Annotated in this window: 16 protein-coding genes; 11 read left to right on the top strand and 5 right to left on the bottom strand. The window is 70.9% G+C overall.

What is annotated here, in order from left to right:
- Positions 1–114 precede the first annotated feature (114 nt).
- Both DKM19_RS49870 and DKM19_RS28925 read left to right on the top strand, forming a co-directional pair.
- On the top strand, positions 115–561 hold the full coding sequence (locus tag DKM19_RS49870; RefSeq protein ID WP_162641855.1) for an STAS domain-containing protein: 447 nt from the start codon (positions 115–117) through the stop codon (positions 559–561).
- 447 nt (positions 562–1,008) lie between these two features.
- The gene (locus DKM19_RS28925; RefSeq protein ID WP_110699873.1) at positions 1,009–1,551 is read left to right on the top strand and encodes a GNAT family N-acetyltransferase; all 543 of its coding nucleotides are present in this window, start codon (positions 1,009–1,011) and stop codon (positions 1,549–1,551) included.
- A gap of 133 nt (positions 1,552–1,684) precedes the next feature.
- On the opposite strand, the gene DKM19_RS28920 is transcribed toward DKM19_RS28925, so the two are convergent.
- Complete coding sequence (locus DKM19_RS28920; protein WP_204358290.1) at positions 1,685–2,440, bottom strand: protein phosphatase 2C domain-containing protein; 756 nt, start codon at positions 2,438–2,440, stop codon at positions 1,685–1,687.
- A gap of 250 nt (positions 2,441–2,690) precedes the next feature.
- Between DKM19_RS28920 and DKM19_RS28915 the strand changes: the two genes are divergently transcribed.
- From DKM19_RS28915 to DKM19_RS28890, 6 genes are read left to right on the top strand one after another with little or no spacing between them, the layout of a single operon-like run.
- Positions 2,691–3,125, top strand: a complete 435-nt coding sequence (locus tag DKM19_RS28915) for a hypothetical protein (RefSeq protein ID WP_162641854.1) — start codon at positions 2,691–2,693, stop codon at positions 3,123–3,125.
- Positions 3,122–4,159: a peptidoglycan-binding protein gene (locus DKM19_RS28910; protein WP_110699867.1), complete on the top strand. Its 1,038-nt coding sequence runs from the start codon at positions 3,122–3,124 to the stop codon at positions 4,157–4,159. The genes DKM19_RS28915 and DKM19_RS28910 overlap by 4 nt, the downstream gene beginning before the upstream one ends.
- The gene (locus tag DKM19_RS28905; RefSeq protein ID WP_110699865.1) at positions 4,156–4,818 is read left to right on the top strand and encodes an ABC transporter ATP-binding protein; all 663 of its coding nucleotides are present in this window, start codon (positions 4,156–4,158) and stop codon (positions 4,816–4,818) included. Before DKM19_RS28910 ends, DKM19_RS28905 begins: the two co-directional genes overlap by 4 nt.
- A gap of 35 nt (positions 4,819–4,853) precedes the next feature.
- Positions 4,854–6,032 carry an ABC transporter permease gene (locus tag DKM19_RS28900; RefSeq protein WP_110699863.1) on the top strand — a complete coding sequence of 393 codons (1,179 nt, stop codon included), beginning with the start codon at positions 4,854–4,856 and terminating at the stop codon, positions 6,030–6,032.
- 16 nt (positions 6,033–6,048) lie between these two features.
- The gene (locus DKM19_RS28895; RefSeq protein ID WP_110699861.1) at positions 6,049–6,702 is read left to right on the top strand and encodes a response regulator transcription factor; all 654 of its coding nucleotides are present in this window, start codon (positions 6,049–6,051) and stop codon (positions 6,700–6,702) included.
- Positions 6,699–7,811: a HAMP domain-containing sensor histidine kinase gene (locus tag DKM19_RS28890; RefSeq protein WP_110699859.1), complete on the top strand. Its 1,113-nt coding sequence runs from the start codon at positions 6,699–6,701 to the stop codon at positions 7,809–7,811. Before DKM19_RS28895 ends, DKM19_RS28890 begins: the two co-directional genes overlap by 4 nt.
- Before the next feature lie 166 nt (positions 7,812–7,977).
- On the opposite strand, the gene DKM19_RS28885 is transcribed toward DKM19_RS28890, so the two are convergent.
- The 3 genes from DKM19_RS28885 to DKM19_RS52030 form a co-directional block, all read right to left on the bottom strand.
- Complete coding sequence (locus tag DKM19_RS28885) at positions 7,978–11,202, bottom strand: hypothetical protein (RefSeq protein ID WP_110699857.1); 3,225 nt, start codon at positions 11,200–11,202, stop codon at positions 7,978–7,980.
- On the bottom strand, positions 11,199–11,582 hold the full coding sequence (locus DKM19_RS51025; RefSeq protein ID WP_204358289.1) for a hypothetical protein: 384 nt from the start codon (positions 11,580–11,582) through the stop codon (positions 11,199–11,201). Before DKM19_RS51025 ends, DKM19_RS28885 begins: the two co-directional genes overlap by 4 nt.
- A 125-nt stretch (positions 11,583–11,707) precedes the next feature.
- Entirely contained in the window at positions 11,708–15,373 is a 3,666-nt protein-coding gene (locus DKM19_RS52030; RefSeq protein ID WP_239513642.1) for an indolepyruvate ferredoxin oxidoreductase family protein, read from the bottom strand.
- A gap of 120 nt (positions 15,374–15,493) precedes the next feature.
- Here DKM19_RS52030 and DKM19_RS28865 point away from each other — a divergent pair, with 120 nt between their 5' ends.
- From DKM19_RS28865 to DKM19_RS28860, 3 genes are all read left to right on the top strand, one after another.
- Positions 15,494–15,940 carry an Lrp/AsnC family transcriptional regulator gene (locus DKM19_RS28865; RefSeq protein ID WP_369986514.1) on the top strand — a complete coding sequence of 149 codons (447 nt, stop codon included), beginning with the start codon at positions 15,494–15,496 and terminating at the stop codon, positions 15,938–15,940.
- 184 nt (positions 15,941–16,124) lie between these two features.
- On the top strand, positions 16,125–16,277 hold the full coding sequence (locus DKM19_RS49865) for a hypothetical protein (RefSeq protein WP_162641852.1): 153 nt from the start codon (positions 16,125–16,127) through the stop codon (positions 16,275–16,277).
- 199 nt (positions 16,278–16,476) lie between these two features.
- Positions 16,477–17,949: a UDP-N-acetylmuramoyl-L-alanyl-D-glutamate--2,6-diaminopimelate ligase gene (locus tag DKM19_RS28860; RefSeq protein ID WP_110699856.1), complete on the top strand. Its 1,473-nt coding sequence runs from the start codon at positions 16,477–16,479 to the stop codon at positions 17,947–17,949.
- A 100-nt stretch (positions 17,950–18,049) separates the two neighbouring features.
- Here the strand turns inward: DKM19_RS28860 and DKM19_RS28855 are convergent, their stop codons facing one another.
- Positions 18,050–19,897 carry a SpoIIE family protein phosphatase gene (locus DKM19_RS28855; RefSeq protein ID WP_239513641.1) on the bottom strand — a complete coding sequence of 616 codons (1,848 nt, stop codon included), beginning with the start codon at positions 19,895–19,897 and terminating at the stop codon, positions 18,050–18,052.
- Between the last annotated feature and the right edge of the window lie 313 nt (positions 19,898–20,210).

Below are 20,210 nucleotides of genomic sequence, written 5' to 3'. Positions count from 1 at the left end.
CGCTGGTCAGCCCGTCGGGGTCACCGGCCGGGGCGTCGGGCAGGGACGGGTAGAGTGGGTTTCGGTCCAGAGACGCGGCCATCTTTCCGCCATGCCCGCGAAGGTGAGCGCCTGGTGTCTCCTGATCCGATCTTCCCGTCTCCGCTCATGGATGATGATCCTGATACGCAGCTGGAGATACAGACCTGGCGGCTGGACTCGCTGCGGGTTGTCCGGCTCCTCGGCGAGCTGGATACCCTCACCACCCCCCGCGTTCGCGTGCAGCTCGATGAGGTGTTGCTCACCTTCGACGCACTCACGCTGATCATGGATCTCACACGGTTGACCTTCATGGGCTCGACAGGGATAAACGTTCTGCTGGAGACGCGCGACAGGGTCGCGGAGCGCAGCGGGCGCCTGATCGTGGTTCTCGCTCCTGAAAGCAATCCTCGACGCCTCTTTGAGGTGACGCGCATGACGGATCACTTCGAGGTCGCGGAGAACCTGGAAGACACGGTACGCGTCCTGCGACAGCAAGGGCCGGACCAGGCCGCATGGGGTGTGGCCGACGAAATGTCGTAGGCACCCATATCCGCTCAACCGGTCGTGAGAGGGCACCGAAAGCCGTGTCCGACCGAAGGCCGCACTGTCGGCTTACGCGGCTTTCGATGCCCGTGGGGTTGGAGGGGTGATCACTACGCACCCATGATCCATCGCTATGGGTAATGGATCGGCAACGGTAGGAGACTGCTCTGGTTCGGATCGGCGAGGCCCCGTCATGGCCTGGGAGCGCGCCGCGCGGCGGGCCTCGGAACGGTAGCCGGCACATCTGGGCCACCGACGGGCGGACCGGCTAGGAGCCGCTGAGTAGCGGCGATCCGCCCGCCCGCCGATTTCCCTCGATCTCCACATATAGTGCGATCAAGAGGGTGTCCAGGTCCGTCTCCGCAAACGGATCTTGGGCGCCTTCGCTGTATCCGCGGAATCGGATGCCTGAAGGCGGCCCGGCTGAGGAGGGATCGATCGGCGATGGAGTTGGAAACCGAGCGACTGGTGCTGCGTCGCTGGCATGAGGACGATCTGGAACCGCTGGCCGTGATCGACGGAGATCCGGAGGTCATGCGCTTCATCGGCGACGGCTCGGTCCGCACCAGGGAGCAGACCGCGGCCGCGCTCGCGTCCATGGAGCGGGGGTGGGACGAGCGTGGTTTCGGAATATTCGCCGTGGAACTGCGCGAGACCGGGGAGCTGGCCGGTTGGGCTGGGCTGGCGGTCCCCGGCTTCCTGCCCGAGGTGCTGCCTGCGGTGGAGATCGGCTGGCGGCTGGGACGGCATTTCTGGGGTCGGGGCATCGCCACCGAGGCAGCCGGAGAGGCGCTGCGCTTCGGATTCACCGAGGTGGGTCTGGACCGGATCATCAGCATCTGCCACGTCGACCACCACGCGTCCGCCCGCATTATGACGAAGCTGGGCATGCGCCAGGAACGGGAGACGGTGGTCCCGGCCCACGGGCAGCCGGTGCGAGTCCTGGCGATCACCCGCGGTGAATTCGATGCCACCCACGGCGGCTGATCCACGGATCGATGCTCGGCGGATCACGGTTCCCGCGCCTGGCCTCCGAACGTGCGAGAACCTCGGAAGTCTTCCCGGCGCCGGGGCTTTCCGCCGTCCGGGGCTTGTCCCTCGCCGTCGTATGGCGGGGGCTTCACCAGGAGAGCCACACCGCTGTCGCATCGTCGTGCCGTTTCGCGAAGCCGGGTGTGCCTCGCTCGCGCTCCTCTTTCCGCACGAGCCCGATCAGTTCCCCGGGTCCGGCGGCGGCGGCCGTGGCCACCATCTGCTCCCAGGTGTGGTCGTACCACTCCACCAGCCGTGTCACGCCGTCGGTGGCCAGTAGCGCGCCGCTCACCGTGTCCAGCCCGACCGACCCCGTCAGCGCCTCGTACGCCGCTTCCGGCGCGGTGGATGCCACCCAGAATCCGCCGGGTCGGTTCCGCGACGCCCGGACCAGTTCGAGACTGTACGGACGTCCGCCGGGAAGATGGTCGGTCCGGTCGTCATCGACCAGGGTGAGCGTGCCATCCGTGCGCTGGAGCACGATGGGCGAGTCGCACAGCACCAGATAGTCCACCAGCCCTCCCCGCTCGCGCAGTACGGCGACCGTGGACGACGGGCTGTCGGGGTTGGCCAGGTCGCAGGTGCCGGCATGGGCCGCCATCGTCGTTCGGATGGCGCCGGCCACGATGTCGGACAGACTTTCCTCGGGCCGCGTCGCGATCCGGCGGGCCAGCGCGCTGCCGAGCTGGGCGACCAGCCACGGGACGTCGTGGCAGCAGCCGGAGTCGACCCCGGCCGGGGCGGTGGCGCCGTCGAGCACGGCGACCCACGTCGGACCGCCGATCACGTAGTCCTCGTTACGCGGCCGGCCGGGCGCCGCGGCGGTCTCATAGGTGATGTGCACAGGAGCCGGATCACGTCCGGGGCGAGGCGTCGTACGGGCTGGCGAGCTCCACGCCTTCATGATGCCCTGTAGGTCAGGATCGAGGTTGGCCGATCGATGCAAAGTAAACGTGCGCATCCGATGATCGCGTTGGAAGGAGCGGCGATCGGCCCGCGACGCCACCCGCCGGGCCTCGGACGAGCAGGAGATAAAGATTGGTTAAACGAAATCGCTTAAAGGGTGTTTAACGGGTTCTCGTTAGAAATCGCATATGAAAACGAGACTCGCCGCGCTGATGGCGATCCCCTTCCTTCTCGCCGGTTGCGGCACGACCGGCATCTTCGCGGGAAGCAGCGGAGACCCGGTGAAATACCACGCCTGCCTGCGCGAGCACGGCCTGAAAGTCACCGTCGACGGTGACGCCACCAGGATCGAAGGGCCCGACGCCAAGACGGGGGAGGAGGCGAGGGCGGCCTGCAAGCAGTTCGCGCCCGTCGACGAAGGCGCCTCGGCCGAAGACCGCAAGAGGATGATGGACCAGGGGCTCAAGTACGCGGCATGCCTGCGCGAGCACGGCGTGGACGCGAAAGACCCGGTCCAGAACTCCGACGGCGGCATCGAGATGAAGATGCCGGTCAGCAAGGACGCGCCCGCGCTCCAGGCGGCCGAGAAGGCCTGCAAGTCGCTGATGGGCCCGCCGCGATGACCTCCCGGGTGCTGGCCGCCGGCGCGGTGGCGGTGGTGGTGGCCGGCGGGGCGGTCGCCGCGCTGGCCCTCACCGGCGAGACGACCACGCCGGCGGCCGGTGCCACCGGCGAGCGGGCCACCGCGGAGATCACCCGGTCCGACCTCGTGGACACCAAGAAGGTCGGCGGCACGCTGAGATACTCCGGCAGCAGGGTCCAGCCCAACCGGGCGCCGGGCACCGTGACCAGGACGCGCGCGGAGGGTTCCGTGGTGCGCAGGGGCGGGTGGCTGTATCGGGTCGACGAGCGTCCCGTCATCCTGATGTACGGCACCACGCCCGTCTACCGGACGCTCACCCTCGGTAGGAGCGGAGCGGACGTCGAGCAGCTGGAGCGCAACCTGGCCGCGCTCGGCTACCGGCCCGGCACCGTCGATCGCCACTTCGGCCGGCTGACGTCGCGGGCCGTCCTGGCCTGGCAGCGCGATCACGGCCTGACGAGGACGGGGACGGTCGACGCGGCCCAGGTGATCGTCGCCGCCGGCCCGCTGCGCATCGGTCACAACACCGCGCGGAAGGGGGATCCCGCGGGAGCGTCGGTGGTCACCACGACCGACGTCACCCGGCGGGTGCACATCGACCTGCAGGCCTCGTACCAGCAATTCGCTCGTATCGGCGCGAAGGTGACCGTGGAGACGCCGGACGGCCGCAAGGTCAAGGGGCGCATCTCCTCGATCGCGGCCACCGCGACGGCGGGCAAGGGGCAGGACGCGGAGGCGACCATCGGCGTCGAGGCCACCGTGACGGGCCGGATGGGCCGGCTCGACCAGGCCCCGGTGACGGTCGAGCTCCAGACGGAACGGCATGAGGACGTGCTGTCCGTGCCGGTCGAGGCGCTGCTCGCGCTGCGTGACGGCGCGTACGGCGTGCGGGTGGTGGCCGGTACGACGGCCCGCGTCGTCACCGTCACCACCGGCCTGTTCGCGGTGAGCCGCGTCGAGATCTCCGGCGCCGGGCTCGCCGCCGGGATGAAGGTGGAGGTGCCCAGGACATGATCGAGCTGACGGGTGTGGGAAAGACGTATCCGGGCGGCGTACGCGCGCTGCACGACGTGAACCTGCGGGTGGGGGCCGGGGAACTGGTCGCGATCGTCGGCCCGTCCGGGTCGGGGAAATCCACCCTGCTGCATCTCATCGGCACGCTCGACCGGCCGTCCACCGGGACGGTGCTGATCGACGGCCACGACGTGGCCGCGCTGAGCGACCGCGAGGTGTCGGCTCTCCGCGCGCGGCGGATCGGGTTCGTGTTCCAGCACTTCCACCTGGCCGAGGGCCTGTCGGCCAGGGAGAACGTGGCCGACGGGCTGCTGTACGCGGGTGTGCCGCGGCGCGAGCGAGGGCGGCGGGCGGTCGCGGCGCTGGAGCGGGTCGGACTCGGTCACCGGCTCGACCACCGCCAGGCGGAGCTGTCCGGCGGGGAGCGGCAGCGGGTCGCGGTGGCCCGCGCGGTGGTCGGCGAGCCGGCGCTGCTGCTGGCGGACGAGCCGACCGGCAACCTGGACAGCGTTTCGGGCACCGAGGTCCTCGGGATCCTGCGCGAGCTGAACGCGGCGGGCACCACCGTGGCGATCATCACCCACGACAACGAGGTGGCGTCGGCCGCGCCCCGCCGGATCCGCATGCGCGACGGGCGGACAGAGGGGGACGTGTCATGAAACCGGCGCGATCGAGCCCGGGCTCTGCGGGTCGTATGAAACCGGCGCGGCTGAGCCTGGGTGACGTACTGCTGGTGGGAGCGGCGGGGCTGCGCAGCCGGCCCACGCGGGTGCTGCTCTCCGCGCTGGGCATCGCGATCGGCATCGCGACGATGCTCTCCGTGCTCGGCATCTCGTCGTCGAGCCAGGCCAAGCTGCTGGCGGACCTCGACAGGTACGGCACCGGCCTGCTGACCGTCAGCGCCGGCTCGGACCTCTTCGGCGGGAACTCCAGGCTGCCCAAGGAGTCGACCGCGATGGTCAGGGCGATGGACCAGGTCCAGATGGCCGGCGAGACCGGCGACACGGGACTGCCGCTCTTCCGCAACGACCGCGTCCCGTCGTCGCGCACGGGTGGCCTGCAGGTCCGCGCCGCCTCTCTCGACCTGCCGCGAACGCTCCAGATCCGGGTACGGCAGGGCACCTGGCTGAACGCGGCGACCGCGGCGCAGCGGTCGACGGTCCTGGGCGCGGAGGCGACCGACCGGCTGGGCGCGGGCCCGGGCGGCCAGGTGTGGATCGGCGGCCAGTGGTGGACGGTGATCGGCGTGCTGGAGCCGTCCTCGCCGGCCGCGGACATCGGCTCCTCCGCCCTGACCGGTTTCGCCGCCGCCGGCGAGTTCCTGGGCTTCGACGGCTACCCGACGACCATCTACACCAGGTCGGCCGAGCGGTCCGTCGCCGAGGTGCGGGCCCTGCTGCCCAGGGTGGTCAACCCCCGGGAGCCGGAGGAGGTGAGCATCAGCCGCCCGTCGGACCTGCTCGCCGCCCGGGCCGCCACGGTGGGGGCGTTCACCAGCCTGCTGATCGGCATCGGCGCGGTGGCCCTGCTGGTCGGCGGGGTCGGCGTGGCCAACACGATGGTCATCTCGGTACTGGAGCGGCGCCGCGAGATCGGGCTGCGCCGCTCGCTCGGCGCCACCCGGGGTCAGGTGCGGATCCAGTTCCTCGTCGAGTCGCTGCTGCTCGCCGTACTCGGAGGGGGGACGGGCGCGGTCCTCGGGACGGCCGTCACCTACGGCTTCGCCGCCTGGCGGGGACTGCCCGCCGTGCTCCCGGTGTGGGCGCTGGGCGGCGGCCTGGCCGCGACGCTGCTCGTCGGGACGGTGGCCGGGATATATCCGGCGATGCGGGCGGCCAAGATGTCGCCCACACTGGCGCTTTCCACTACGTAATGGAGATCCTTCAGACATGCGGGTGCTGATTGCGGAGGACGAGCACGTCCTGGCCGATGTCGTGGCGATGGGGCTGCGCAAGGAGGCGATGGCCGTGGACGTCGTGTACGACGGCGACGCGGCCCTGGAGCGGGCGATGACGAACGACTACGACGTGATCGTGCTCGACCGGGACCTGCCCAAACTGCACGGGGACGAGGTGTGCCGCAGGCTGACCGCCGGCCGCGTCCCGGCGCGGATCATCATGCTCACGGCGGCGAGCGATCTGCGCTCGAAGGTGGAGGGGCTGTCGATCGGCGCGGACGACTACCTGGCCAAGCCGTTCGACTTCCCCGAACTGGTGGCCAGGCTGCGGGCGCTGGCCCGGCGGGTGCCCGCGCGGTTGCTGCCCGTCCTGGCGAGGGCCGGCATCACCCTCGACCCGGCGCACCACGAGGTGTTCAGGGACGGCAGGTACGTCGCGCTCAGCCCCAAGGAGTTCGCCGTCCTGGAAGTGCTTCTCCGCGCGGAGGGAGCGGTGGTGAGCGCCGAGGATCTCCTGGAGAAGGCGTGGGACGAGAACATCAACTACTTCACCAACTCGGTGCGGGTCACGGTCGGCACCCTGCGCAAGAAGCTGGGCGGGCCACCGGTGATCGAGACGGTCACCGGTGTCGGGTACCGGCTGTGACCGGCCGTCGGCTGCCGGTCAGGTGGAGGCTGACCATCGTGTACGGCAGCCTGTTCTTCCTGACCGCGGGCATCCTGGTGATCGTCAACTACCTGGTCGTCAAGCAGATCGTCAGCCGGCCGATCACGTCTCCGGTCGCGCCCGTCGCGCCGGGTCCGAACCCCGCCCCTCCTGACGAGATCATCCTCCTGCAGGTCGAGGACAAGCTGCAGTCATACCGGGCGGTCGTCACCGGCTCGATGCTGGCGTGGTCGATCCTGGCGACCGTCGTGGTCGGGGCGGCCGGGCTCGTCGTCGGCTGGCTCGTCGCCCGGCGCACGCTCGCCCCGCTGCACAGGGTCACCGAGACCGCCCGGCGGTTGTCCGGCAGCACCCTGCACCGCCGCATCTCGATGGACGGCCCGCACGACGAGATCAAAGAGCTGGCCGACACCTTCGACTCCATGCTCGAACGGCTCGACAGCGCCTTCGACGGGCAGCGCCGCTTCGTCGCCAACGCCTCGCACGAGCTCAGAACGCCGCTCGCCATCGACAGGGCGCTGCTCCAGGTGGCGCTCGCCGACGCCTCGCTCCCCGGCGGGCTGCGGCCCGTACGCGACGAGTTGCTGGCCTCGAACGTCCGCCAGGAACGGCTCATCGAGGGGCTGCTGACGCTGGCCAACACCGAGCGGGAGCTGACCGAGCGCGAGCCCGTCGATCTGGCCGACCTCGCCCGCTCGGTGCTACAGCAGCACGGGACGGTCGAGGCCGACCTCGAACCCGCTCCGGCGATGGGCGACGCCATCCTGCTGGAGCGGGTGATCGGCAACCTCGTCGACAACGCCGTCAAGTACAACGACGAGCGGGCTTTCGTCTCGGTGCGTACGGGCGACGACCGGGAGGGGTCCTTCGTCAGCGTGGAGAACACCGGCCCCGAGATCGCCCTAGGACTGGTGCCCCGCCTGTTCGAGCCGTTCCGGCGGCTGACCGACCGTACGGGCTCGGCCGGTGGCGCGGGTCTCGGCCTGTCGATCGTACGGGCCGTCGCCCGCGCCCACGGCGGCGCGGCGGAGGCGGTTCCCCGTCACGGTGGCGGCCTGGTCGTCACCGTGTGGCTCCCGCCCTTCTGAGATGTCAGGAGTTCCGGGCGGCCGGTTCGGCACACCGGGCATCCGGAGACCGCCTTCACCAGCCGGTGCGGTCTCGGCGTTGGTGAGCTTCGGCAACGCAACGCCAGGCCCTCGGCGTCGTGGTTGAGTACGAGATTCCTGATCTCGGTACGGATGTGGTCGGAGGTCATGACGTGGCCCCGGTGAGCTGGGCGTGAAGACGCTTGCACTCGTGGACGAAGCGGATCGTCCGGCGGCTGCGCGCGAACCCGGCGACGACCGGGATCTCCTCGTGCGCGCCGGTCCAGCGTGCCACGTCGGCGGCGAAGGCGACGAGCTCGGTGTGGGTCACGGTGATGCGCTGCCCCTCGCCCGGCAACATCGCGGGCAGCAGAGTGCGCAGGATGCGCCACACCTCGTGGTGGCCGCCGGCGTCGGCCAGCTCGGTCAGGGCCGCGATGGCGGGGCGGGTCTCCTGCCAGGTGCGGCGCAGCACCAGCGCGAGCTGGCGGCCGATCGCCTCGGCGGGCAGGTCGCCTCTGGCCGCCATCCGCAGGACCACCGGGATCGTCCCGGGCACGCCGCTCCCCAGCAGAAAAGCGATGATCACCGCCGTCGCCTCGCCCACGGGGCCGTCGCAGGCGGCCAGGCGGGACAGCTCCGCCGGGGTCACGGTCGCGTACCAGCGGCTGCGGAGCACGAACGGCAGCATGTTCACGGCCACCACCTCGCGGTGCGAGGGCAGCATGGCCGGCCACCCGCCGATCCCGCTGCCCAGGCCCTCGTCCGACCAGTCGAACGGCTGTCGCAGCAGGACGTCGTCGATCAGCTCGTCGCCGGTGGGCGTGGCCTGCAGCACCGGCTTCAGGCAGACCTCGTTGAAGTGCCCGGGTTCGCCGTCGCCGAACTCGACCATGGACGCGTCCACCATGTGGGTCCACCGGAGACCGCACTCCGGGTCGGGCATCCCCCGCCCGGCCAGCCATTCGGCCGCCCTGCGCGCCGCCGCGGAATCGATCTTCGCGGCCCGGTCGGCGGCGGCCGGGTGGCTGCCCCGGGGCAGCCGTAGCAGCGCCTGCGCCAGATCGGCCCGCAGCGGTTCCACGCCCGCGGCGGCACACGTCTCCAGCCGGTCGGCCAGCACGTCGGGATCGAGGTGGCCGGTCATCCACGTCGGCGTGGCCAGCAGCACCGGCGGCAGCGTGCCGGTGCGCAGGGCCCCGTACAGCTCCGCGTAGCGGTTGACGAGGAAGTCGGACGGCGGCGAGAGACGGTTCGGGTGCGGGAGCCGGTGCCGCCGCCGCCACTCGTGCGGGGGCGGAAGCGGCTGGGGCTGGAAGGAGCGCAACCGGGGCGGGACGAAGCCGACGGTGACCGCCACGAGCGGCTCGTCCGGACCCGGCGGGGGCACCGGCAGGCCCTTCTTCATGGCCGTGATCCGCTCGGGGCTCACTCCCAGCTCGGCCATGCGCTCGTAGACGCGATGCAGGCTGTGCCACGGCATGGCCGCCACCGAGTCGTCGTAGAGGACTCCGGGCTCCACCGGACGGCGCTCGTGGTGATCCGGGACGTCGTCGTCGAAGTCCTCATGCTCCTCGAACTCCTCGGACTCGCCGGGGCCTGTACCCGATGCCCGGTCGTCATCGGAGGGCTGCCCGTACAGGTAGACCCGGCCGTTGGCGAAGGGGATCGGCTCGCCGGCCTCGACGGCCACGGCCCCGGCCGGGCCGTCGTCGCTGGTCCAGGTGATGAAGATGACGCGGAGCGGGGTGTCGTCGTCGAGGTAGCGGCCGGGGCGCCAGCCGCCGATCACCGTGATCCGCCGTTTCGGCGGCTCCAGCTCGATCTCCTCGCCCCGGGCGACCGTGCGAACCGAGAACGAGCGACTCGGGTCGTCCCAGAACTTCTCCGGGCCGACAGGGGGGATCTCCGGCAGGGTGCCGGGCACGACGAGCTCCTCGGCCAGCACGGCCTGCCATTCGCCGGGGTCGGTGATCTCATCCCTGTCCCGCCGGTACTGCGTCCGCTGCTCGACCTCGACGTGTGGCTTCAGCCTGCGGCGCAGGTTCGTGCGGTTCTCCGCGACCCCGGCGACGAACGCCGCCATCCAGCGTTCCCGTCCGGTCCACCGCTCGTGGTGGTTCGGGGAGATCGACGGCTCGGGGAAACGCTCCGGTGAGGGCACCTCGGGCAGCGGCGGGAACTCCTTGGCCTCGATCAGCTCCTCGACGGGCCTCTCCCCGCCGAACCGGGCGGCGAGCCTGGCGCCCACGTCGGCGGGGAGCTGGGGGATCGCGTCGAGGATCGCCTCGGTGTGGTCGGCGAACAGGTCGGAGTGCTTCAGGGTGAGCTCCACCGCGCGGTTGCGCACGTCGAAGGACTTGTGCGCGTACGCCGTGGTCAGCGCGGTCACAAAATCGGCGGCCGCCTCGGGCGTGGCCCGGATCGCCTGGTCGAGCCAGCGCAGGCCCGTGGCGGCGAGCTTGGCCTCGTCCCGGAAGGTGAGCGCGTCGACCGCCTCGACCAGGTCGGCGTGGTCGAGCGGCATGGCCCCGCGCACCTGCCCGGCGGCCAGCTCGGCGACCGTGCCCGGAGCCGACGGCAACAACCGCAGGTAGTCGCGCAGGCGGGGCGCGGACTCCGCGGGTGTGGGGTCGAGGAGCAGGTGCAGCCGGACGAAGAACCGCAGGTCCTGCGCCTCGCCGCCGCGCAGGAAACGGTTCACGCAACCGTCGAGCACCTGCTCCCTGGGCAGCTCGCGGGCGGCGGCGGCCAGCCAGCGGGTCGGCCGGGGCTCCAGCCGCTCGTCACGGAGGGCGCGGCCCGCGCCGTCGGCGTCGAAGACCCGAGGCAGTAGCACGGGGGTCAGCGGGTCACCGGCCACGCTCGGCGCGGCCAGCCAGGCGGCCACCAGCGGGTCGTGGTCGGGCGGCACGGCGCCGGACTCACGCAGCAGCGCCACGGCCAGCGGCGCGATGCGGTCGGCGGGACGGCGCACCCGCTGGGCCAGCCGGACCGCGACATCACGACGCCACTCCCGGGGGCGGGTGGCCGCCACCCGGCACACCTGGGCGACGTTGGGGTCCCCGGCCCAGCGGCGGTTGACGTCGCGGCTGGTCATCCACGTCACCGCGGCCGCCGGGCCGGTGATGACGCCGACACCGGTCAGCAGCAGCGCGTCGGCCAGTCCGTCGAGCAGGTCGCCGACCTCCCAGGAGGCCGTCTCCTCGAAGTCGTCGGGATCGTGGGCGCGCACCTGCTCGGTGCGGACACGGCGCAGCTCCTTGACGAGGCCGGGCAACCGTCCGCCCAGCTCGGCGCGCTCCTCCTCGGTGAGCGTGACCAGCCGGTCGGTCAGGCGGGTGACCTGGTTGCGGGTGACCAGATCACAGATCTCCGTCCAGAGGGTCATCGGGAGACCTCCACGGCGGCGCGGGCGACGATCCGGGCGGCCGGCACGTGTTCGCACGGCCCACGGGAGCCGCGATGGTCCCACCACCACTCGCGGGTGCAGGATCCGTCGGCCGGCAGGCCGATCTCGACCTCGGGCTCGAAGTTGAGCAGCATGCCCAACACGTCGGCGTCGTTCTCGGCCTCGTCGGTGGCCAGGTCGAGCACCGCGCCCTCACCGGAGAAGCCGGCGGGGGCCGCCTGGGGCACCACGCCGCTGAAGAACCGGGGGGTCACGGCCGGGCCGGACAGGGCCCGGCCGCCGAAGGTCGCCGATCCGAGACGACCGTCGACAAGGGAGGAGGGCGCGGCGTACCTGTACGCCTGCGTCGCTGAAGTCATGGCCGGGACAGTAGATCATCCCACTGACAAACCGGCGCGGCCGGTATGCGCGCATGGCCCCCGACGTTCACGATGCGGTCGGGGGCCATGGTCTGAGATCAACGCCCGCCAGGGACGCGTGGATCTCAGTTGCCGGTCAGGCGATCGAGGATGGCCTTGGCGGAGGTGCGGTAGGTGGCCACGTTGCGGAGCTTCACGTGCTCGTAGCCGCGGATGACGTCGGGCAGTTCGGCCAGTTCGCGGACCTGCTCCTCGGTCTCAGGGCGCAGGTGGGCCAGGGCGAGATGCACGTCGCGGGTGTATTCGTCGACGAGCCCGCGCTCGGTCCTGCGCACCCCGCCCATGCCGAACGGGTCCAGCGGGGTGCCGCGCAGCGCGCGCATGCCGTACAGCAGGCGGAAGGCCGGGTCGAACCAGGCACCGAGGCGGATCTTGCGCTTCATGCCCATGGCGCGCAGGACCGGCGGGTGCAGGTTGTAGGAGACCCTCGCCCCCGGGCCGAACTCGGCGGCGATCCGCGCCCGCTCGGCCGGGTCGAGGTGCAGGCGGGCCACCTCGTACTCGTCCTTGTAGGCCATCAGCCGGTACAGGTGGAGGGCGTAGGCCTCGGTGATCGGGGAGCGCTCGGCGGAGACCTGCCGTTCCGCGGCGCGGACCGCGTGGACCGCGTCGGCGTAGCGGACGGCGTAGCCGTGGTTCTGGTAGGCGGCGAGGTCGGCCATCCGGACCGTCAGGATCCGGTGCAGCTCGGTGCCGGGGGCGGCGATCGAGTCCGCGAGGCGGGTCGTCTCGGGGTTCGGGGGCTGCTCGGCCGGCACCTGGGGATGGGTCTCCCGCGCCACGGCCTCGGGGTCGGCGACGACGGCGCGGCCCCAGTGGAAGGCGGCGATCGTCCTGTCGGCCGCCTTGCCGCCGCCCAGCCGGATGGCCCGTTCGATCGACTCCAGGCCGAGCGGGATGAGCCCGCGCTGCCAGGCCGCCCCCAGGATGATCGTGTTGGCCGGCATGTGGTCGCCGAACAGCGCCTGGGCCACCTCCTCGGCGTCGAGGTAGACGTTCAGCTCGCGCCGGGTCCGCGACTCCAGCGCGCCGATCGGCGAGCCGACCTCGGTGACGTGCGTGGACGGGTCGAGCACCATGGAACCGGTCGGGATCAGGCTGGTGGAGACCACGGCGACGGTCCGGTCACGGTCGGCGGCGCCCAGGTGCTTGGGATCGGTGGCGCCGATCAGGTCCAGCGCGAGGTAGGCGTCCACGCTGGCCGTACCGGCCTGTGCCGAACGGTCGCCGTCACCCTCGAAGATCAGGATGTCGGAGACGACCGTGCCGCCCTTCTGGGCCAGGCCGGTCTGGTCGAGCCCGCGTGACTGCTTGCCGTCGAGCATCGCGGCGGTGCCGAGGATCTGCGCGACCGAGATCACGCCGGTGCCGCCGATGCCGACCATTCTGATCATGGTCTCCCCGGTGCGGGCCTCGGGCGCGGGCATGACCGGGGGAGTGGGTACGGCGCGCTTGCCGGACTTGGCCTTGCCCTTGGCGGGCAGGATGGTCAGGAAGGACGGGCAGTCGCCCTCCACGCAGGAGTAGTCCTTGTTGCAGGACGACTGGTGGATCTCGGTCTTGCGGCCGAACTCGGTCTCCACCGGCAGCACCGACAGGCACTCGGACTTCTGCCCGCAGTCACCGCAGCCCTCGCAGACCCGCTGGTTGATCACCACTCGCTTGGCCGGATCGGGCAGGTTGCCCTTCTTGCGCTCCCGGCGCTTCGTGGCCGCGCACTGCTGGTCGTGGATCAGCACGGTCACGCCGGGAACGGCGGCCAGCTCGCGCTGCGCGTCCTCCAGCGCGGTCCTGTCGCGGACCTCGGCGATCTTCGACAGTTTGACACCCCGGTAGCGCTCGGGCTCGTCGGTGGTGACGATGACCTGGCGGACGCCCTCGATCTCCAGCCAGCGGGTGAGCTCGGGCACAGAGAGGGCCGGGGTGATCTTCTGGCCGCCGGTCATCGCGACCGCGCTGTTGTAGAGCAGCTTGTAGGTGATGTTGACGCCCGCGCCGACCGCGGCCCTGACCGCGAGCGAGCCGCTGTGGTGGAAGGTGCCGTCGCCGAGGTTCTGGAAGATGTGCGGGACGTCGGTGAACGGCGCCTGGCCGATCCACTGCGTTCCCTCGCCGCCCATCTGGGTCAGTCCGGTGAGCGTGCCCTTGCTCTCGGGGTTGAGCACCACCATCGTGTGGCAGCCGATCCCCGCGCCGACCAGCGCGCCGTCCGGGACGGCGGTGGAGCGGTTGTGCGGGCAGCCCGAGCAGAAGAACGGGGTGCGGGAGGGACCGAGCAGCTTCAGCGGAGCCGGGCGCGAGATCACGGACAGGCCCCTGGCGACCCGGTCGCCGAGCTCCGCCGTGAACGGGCCGGCGGTCTCCGCACCGGCGGGACCGCTGGTCTCCGCCACGGGTGTGCCCGGCTCCGCACCGGCGGGACCGGTGAGCTCCGCCGTGACCGAGCCGGCCGGCCCCGCCAGGGCGAGGCCGTTGAGCTTGGCAGTGGTGCGGACGGCGAGCTCCGTCGTGGATCCTCCGGTGAGGCCCCTGCGGCGCAGGCGGAAGGCGATGGCCTTGGCCGCCAGGTCGGCGTCGACGGCCCCCGAGTGCGGGATCAGCTGCGCGCCGTTCTCGTCGAGCTTGCCCAGGACGCGCGGGGCGTCGGCGGTGCCGTACAGGATGTCCTTGACCTGACCCTCCAGCAGCGGGGTCTTCTCCTCCACGACGAGGATCTCCGTCAGCCCCCGGGCGAAGGTCCGGACGATCTGGGGCTCCAGCGGCCAGAGCATGCCGACCTTGAGGAGGCGGATGCCGAGCTCCTCCGGCGTGACGCCGAGCTTGCGGAGTCCTTCGCGCACGTCGTAGTAGGCGGTGCCGGAGGCGGCGATGCCGAGCCAGGCGTCGCGGGGGTCCGCGGTGATCTGGTTGAGCCCGTTCTCGCGGGCGTAGGCGCGGGCCAGTTCCAGGCGCGGGCCGACGAGCGTGCGCTCCATCTCCAGTGACCACGGGGTGAGCAGGGTGGCGTTGGGCGCGTGCCGGTACGGCCTGCCCTCGTATTCGACGACGGGCATGACCGGGATGACCCGGTCATGCCCGACGTTCACGGTGCCGGTGGCGTCTACGACGTTGGAGACGGCCTTCACCGCGACCCACAGGCCGCTGGCCCGGGACGCCGCTATCGCGTGGCGGCCCAGGTCGAGCAGCTCCTGGACGCTGCCGGGATGGACGACCGGCATTCCGAGAGCGGCGAGTGCGCTCTCGGTGGCTGAGGGGAGGGTGGAGGATTTGCAGGTCGGGTCGTCGCCGCACAGGGCGATCAGGCCGCCCTCGGGGTGGGCGCCGACGAAGTTGCCGTGCCGGAACGCGTCGGCCGCGCGGTCCACTCCGGGAGCCTTGCCGTACCAGACGCCCAGGACGCCGGCCTTCCGCGGACTGGGGAGGGACGGCACGAGCTGGCTGCCCCACACGGCGGTGGCGCCGAGCTCCTCGTTCTGGCCGGGACGGTGGACGACGTCGAGCGGCTCGGCGTACTTGCGGGAGCGTGCCAGCTCCTGGTCGAAGCCGCCGAGCGGGGAGCCGGGGTAACCGGACACCATCGCGCCGGTGTCACGGCTGGCAAGGCGGTCGGCGCGCATCTGGTCGAAGATCACCCTGACCAGCGCCTGGGTGCCGGTCATGAAGACCTGGCCCTCGTCGAGTGAGTACCGATCGTCGGGCATCACCTCGCGAGCGTCGGCGAAGATCGTCATGATCGTTGTCCCGTCTGGTCGGCCAAGCTTTGATTGCCGCAAGGTTATGTCAGACCGAACGAAATTCGATGTCAATCTTTGCGGCCCGGAAGGGGTCGGTTAGCATCTAATGCCATGGATATGACGGATCGCGCAATTGTCGGCCTACTCCAGGTGGAGGGACGGCTGAGCAACCTGGAGTTGGCCGAGCGCGTGCGGCTGACTCCCTCGCCGTGCCTGCGCCGGGTCCGCAATCTTGAGGAGTCGGGAGTGATCACCGGCTACCGTGCCGTGGTCGATCCGGCCGCCGTGGGGCGGGGCTTCCAGGTCGTCGCCTACGTCGAGCTCGTGGGCCAGGACGCCGAGACCGTCACCGCCTTCGAGGCGGCCGTCATGGAGATCGACGACGTGATCGAGTGCCTGCGCATGTTCGGCCGCCCCGACTACGTGCTGCGGGTCGCGGTGCCCGACATGGAGGCGTACAGCCAGCTCTGCCTGGAAGAGCTCGGCCGCCTGCCCGGCCTCGACAAGCTCACCTCCCAGATCGCCATGAAGGCCCTCAAGCCCGGCGGCGTCCTGCCGCTGTGACGCCCTGCCGACGGTGTCGGCCCTGTAGGGCGTCCTGTCGCTGTGACGCCGCGCCGGCCGTGTGGGCCGGGCTCCGCCGGCCGTGCCGGGATTCCGGCGGAGGCCCACCCGGGATGTGACGGCTCCTCCCAGGCAAGTGAGCCGGATATGACCTCATTCGCCCGACCGGCCGTACAATGGGTCCATGGGTCGTACAAGCGTCGTGAGAGGGTGCCTGCTGCAGGCGGTCTTCACGTTGCGCTCGGCCACCACGGGCCCGACGGGTGTCGGCCCGGCGACCGCAGCCGACGCGGAGACGCCGGAGGCCGGTCACCGCGTGTTGCACGGCCACGGTTAGCGATCTTCAGCGGCTCTCACCGCCGTCTGTCTCCGGCGTGCTCCTCTTCGAGAACACAGCAGGACTCCGTCTACCACGCCGAGCCGTCATCTCCGGCTCGCAGCGGAGTCCCCACCTCCCGTAACCCCCGCACTTCCCGGTAAGCCGTCGGCACTGCCGACCATGCGACCGGGCCAAGCGCATCTTCGAAGGAATCGCCGTGAGGCTGAGCGAACTACTGGCCGGGCACGACCACCACGTACTCCGGGGCGACCCGGAGACACCGATCACCGCGGGCGCCTGCTTCGACGTCGACCGGGTGACACCGGGTTCGCTGTTCATCGCGGTGCCCGGCCACCACGAGGGCGGTCCGGAGTCCATCGGACCGGCCCTTGCCCGCGGCGCGGTCGCGGTGATCGTCGACGGTGAGGCGCCGGCGCTTCCGGCGTCGGCCGCGGGTGTGTGCGTCGTCCAGGTGCTGGACGTCCGTACGACGGCCGCGATCCTGACCTCTCGCTACCACGGCGAGCCGGGACGGCAGATGGACATGATCGCGATCACCGGCACCAACGGGAAGACCTCGGTGTCGTACATGGTCGAGTCCGTGCTCCGGATCTCCGAGAGCGCGAAGGTGGGGGTCATCGGGACGTCCGGCAGCCGGATCGGCGACGAGCCGATCCCGATGCCCAGGTCGGTGCTGACCACGCCGGAGTCGCCGGACCTCCAGTATCTCCTGGGACGCATGCGCGACAGCGGGGTCGCGAGCGTGGTGCTGGAGGCCACGTCGATGGCACTGCTGACGCACCGGGTGGACCGCTCCTTCATCGACGTCGGGGTCTTCACCAATCTGACCCAGGACCACCTGGACGACCACGGGACGATGGAGAACTACCGGGCCGCCAAGCTGCGCCTGTTCCAGGGACTGTGCCGCCGCGCGGTGGTCAACGCCGACGACCCGGTGAGCGCCCGCATCCAGGCGCTCATGCCGGGCGAGGTGACCACGTACGCCCTCGACGCCGAGGCGGACTATCGGGCCACCGACCTCACCGTGGACGCGTACGGCACGCGTTTCACCCTGCACCACGACGGCCGCAAGTATCCGGCGGCGATCCCCGTACCGGGCCGCTACTCGGTGGCCAACGCCCTGGCCACCGTGGCGGCCTGCCACACCCTGGGACACGACCTGAACGGGCTGATCGCCGCGCTGGAGCGGATGCCGCCGATCCCCGGCCGGTTCGAACGCTTCGAGACCCCGGCCGGCACATCCGTGATCGTGGACTACGCGCACTCCCCGGACTCCCTGGAGCAGGTCCTGACGACCATCCGGAGCTATGCCTCCGGCCAGGTCATCACCGTCTTCGGGTGCGGTGGAGACCGTGACACCACCAAGCGGGCCGAGATGGGGGAGATCGCCGGAACCTACTCCGACCTGTGCGTCCTCACCTCCGACAACCCGCGCGACGAGGATCCCGAGACGATCCTGGACCAGGTCGCCCCGGGTCTCACGAGCACCGGTACGCCGTTCAGGCGCTTCGTCGACCGTCGCCAGGCGATCGCCTTCGCCCTGTCCGCCGCGGGACCGGACGACGTCGTCCTGGTCGCGGGGAAGGGTAGCGAGCCCCACCAGATCGTCGGCGAGAAGTTGATCCCCTTCAGCGACATGGCGGTGGTTCGCGAGCTCGCCGGAGCTTGATCACCGCGAGAACCTGTGACCATCGTGAGAATCCGTGACCAGGGTGAGAGCCCGTGCCCATCGGGGGAGGCCGTGAAGGGGTCTTCTCACGAGAGGACGCTCATGCCGACTGGTACGGGGGCGGATCCAGCCCGGTGGAAGGGGCGGGGGGCAGTCGCAACGCGATCATGGCGATGTCGTCCTTGCCCCCGAAGGCCAGTCCGGCCAGCAGCTTGTCGCAGAACGCCTCCAGGGGCTCGCGGGCCAGTGACGCGGAGTAGCGGCGCAGTCGCTCCAGGCTGTCGGTGAGATCCTCCCCCGGTCGCTCGACGAGGCCGTCGGTGTAGAGGAGCAGCGTGCCGCGCGGCGGCAGCGGCTCGACGGCGCTGAGGCGTGGCCGATCGTAGAGCAGCCCGAGAAGGTGGTTGGGCGCCTCCTCGAGGAAGCGGCCACCGCCGTCGTGGGTGACCAGCAGCGGCGGTGGATGTCCGGCCACGGAGTAGTTCAGCCGCCTCGGGCCGTTCGCCGACCTCTCGACGCGCGCCAGGACGCAGGTCGCGGTCTCCTCGCCGTACAGGGTCCCGATGGCGCCGTCCAGCCGTCTCAGGATCTCTCCGGGAGGCTCCTGCCGGTCGATGGACAGCCCTCTGAGCATGTTGCGTATCTGGCTCATCGTGACGGCCGCCGGCAGGTCGTGGCCCGCCACGTCTCCGATGGTCAGGATGACGGTGCCGTCGTGCAGGAGAAAGCAGTCGTACCAGTCTCCACCCACCTCGGCGGCCGCGGGGCTCGGCCGGTAGCGGGCGACGATCTGGAGGTCCGGGAGGATCGGGGGATCGGGGAGCAGGCTGTCCTGGAGGGCGAGCGCCACACGCTGCGTGCGCCGGAACTCGATGGCGTTGCTGAGGGGGGTGTGCCCGTGGTCGAACACCTGGCCTATCAGGGAGGCGTCGACCGCGCTGATCGCCGGACGCCCACCGCAGACGGAGGCGGACACCACCGCCGCCACGGTGCCGTCGACGATGACCGGCACGAGGACGATGCTGTTGGCCGCGGCGGCGATCAGCCACGACTCGGTGTCCGCGGGCACGACCCCCTCCGGGGGCCGCCCCGGAGGAAACAGGAGATGGACGGGGCGGCGCCGGCGCACCGCGTCGGCGATCGCGCTGCTGGAGCCCAGGGTCTCCTCGCGCCGCCCCGGCCGCTCGGGAAGACCGGGCCGTACGGCGCCGGCGACGCGGTTGACGATGAGCGGGGCGTACGCCGGGCGGTCCATCGACTCGGGGAGCAGGTAGATGGCACACCCGTCGGCCAGCTCCGGCACGATCACGTGGGCCAGCGCGGCGAGCATCTCCTCCAGGCGCGTGATGTCGGCGGTGGCATCGCCGGCGCGGTTGAGCAGCTCCTGGCGCCGGTCCTCCTGCCACCGCTGTTCGATGTCGGCGCAGGTGCCCACCCACTCCACGACGGTGTCGCCCTCGCGCACGGGTACGGCCCGCGCCTGGAAGTGACGGTAGGTGCCGTCCGTGAGACGTAACCGGTAGACGTGCTCCCAGAGAGGGGGCACCTCCTCGAGCGCCCGGGACCACGACTCGACGGTCCGTTCGCGATCGTCGGGATGAACGGCCCGCAGCCACCCGTCCCCGCGGGACTCCTCCCATGACTGCCCGGTCACCTGCTGCCATCCGGGGCTCGGCTCGGTGGCCCCGGTCGCGGGCCCGACCACCCACACCATCTGGGTGCCGACCCTTCCCAGGCTCTGATAGCGCTGGAGAAGGCGGAACCGTTCTTCGGAGAGCGCCTGGACGCGCCGCGCGGAGGTGACCTGCGCGGTGACCTCCATGAACACCTGCAGGATCCCGAACGCGTCGTCGTCGAGGAGGATCCTTGAGAGCCCGAAGGTGAAAAAACGCTCCTGGCGTTCCGTTCCGGAGTAGACCATGGTCACGGAGGCTTCGGAGACGTTCACCGGTTTCCCGGTTCGCAGGACCTCGTCGAGCAGCGCGAGGTAAGCGGAGGAGTTTTCCTCGATGAGGTCGTCGAACGTCTCGCGAAGGGGGATTCCGAGCGGTCTGTCTCCGAAGATCGACCTAAAAATGGCATTGGTGTATATCAGCCGGTGGTCATGTCCCCTGCTGACCGTCACGGCGACCGGTGCTGGATCGAACACCTTCAGGCCCAGACCGCTGGACCTTTTCCTCCGGACAGGTTCCATCGCGGCTCCCTGGCCGGGCCGTTCGCACGGACCGGCATGAGTTCGCACTAGTGCCTAATTGGGTCCA

The organism is Streptosporangium sp. 'caverna' (assembly GCF_003203775.1).
In the GTDB taxonomy this organism is placed as follows: domain Bacteria; phylum Actinomycetota; class Actinomycetes; order Streptosporangiales; family Streptosporangiaceae; genus Streptosporangium; species Streptosporangium subroseum.
This window is presented reverse-complemented; position numbering and strand designations above follow the sequence as displayed.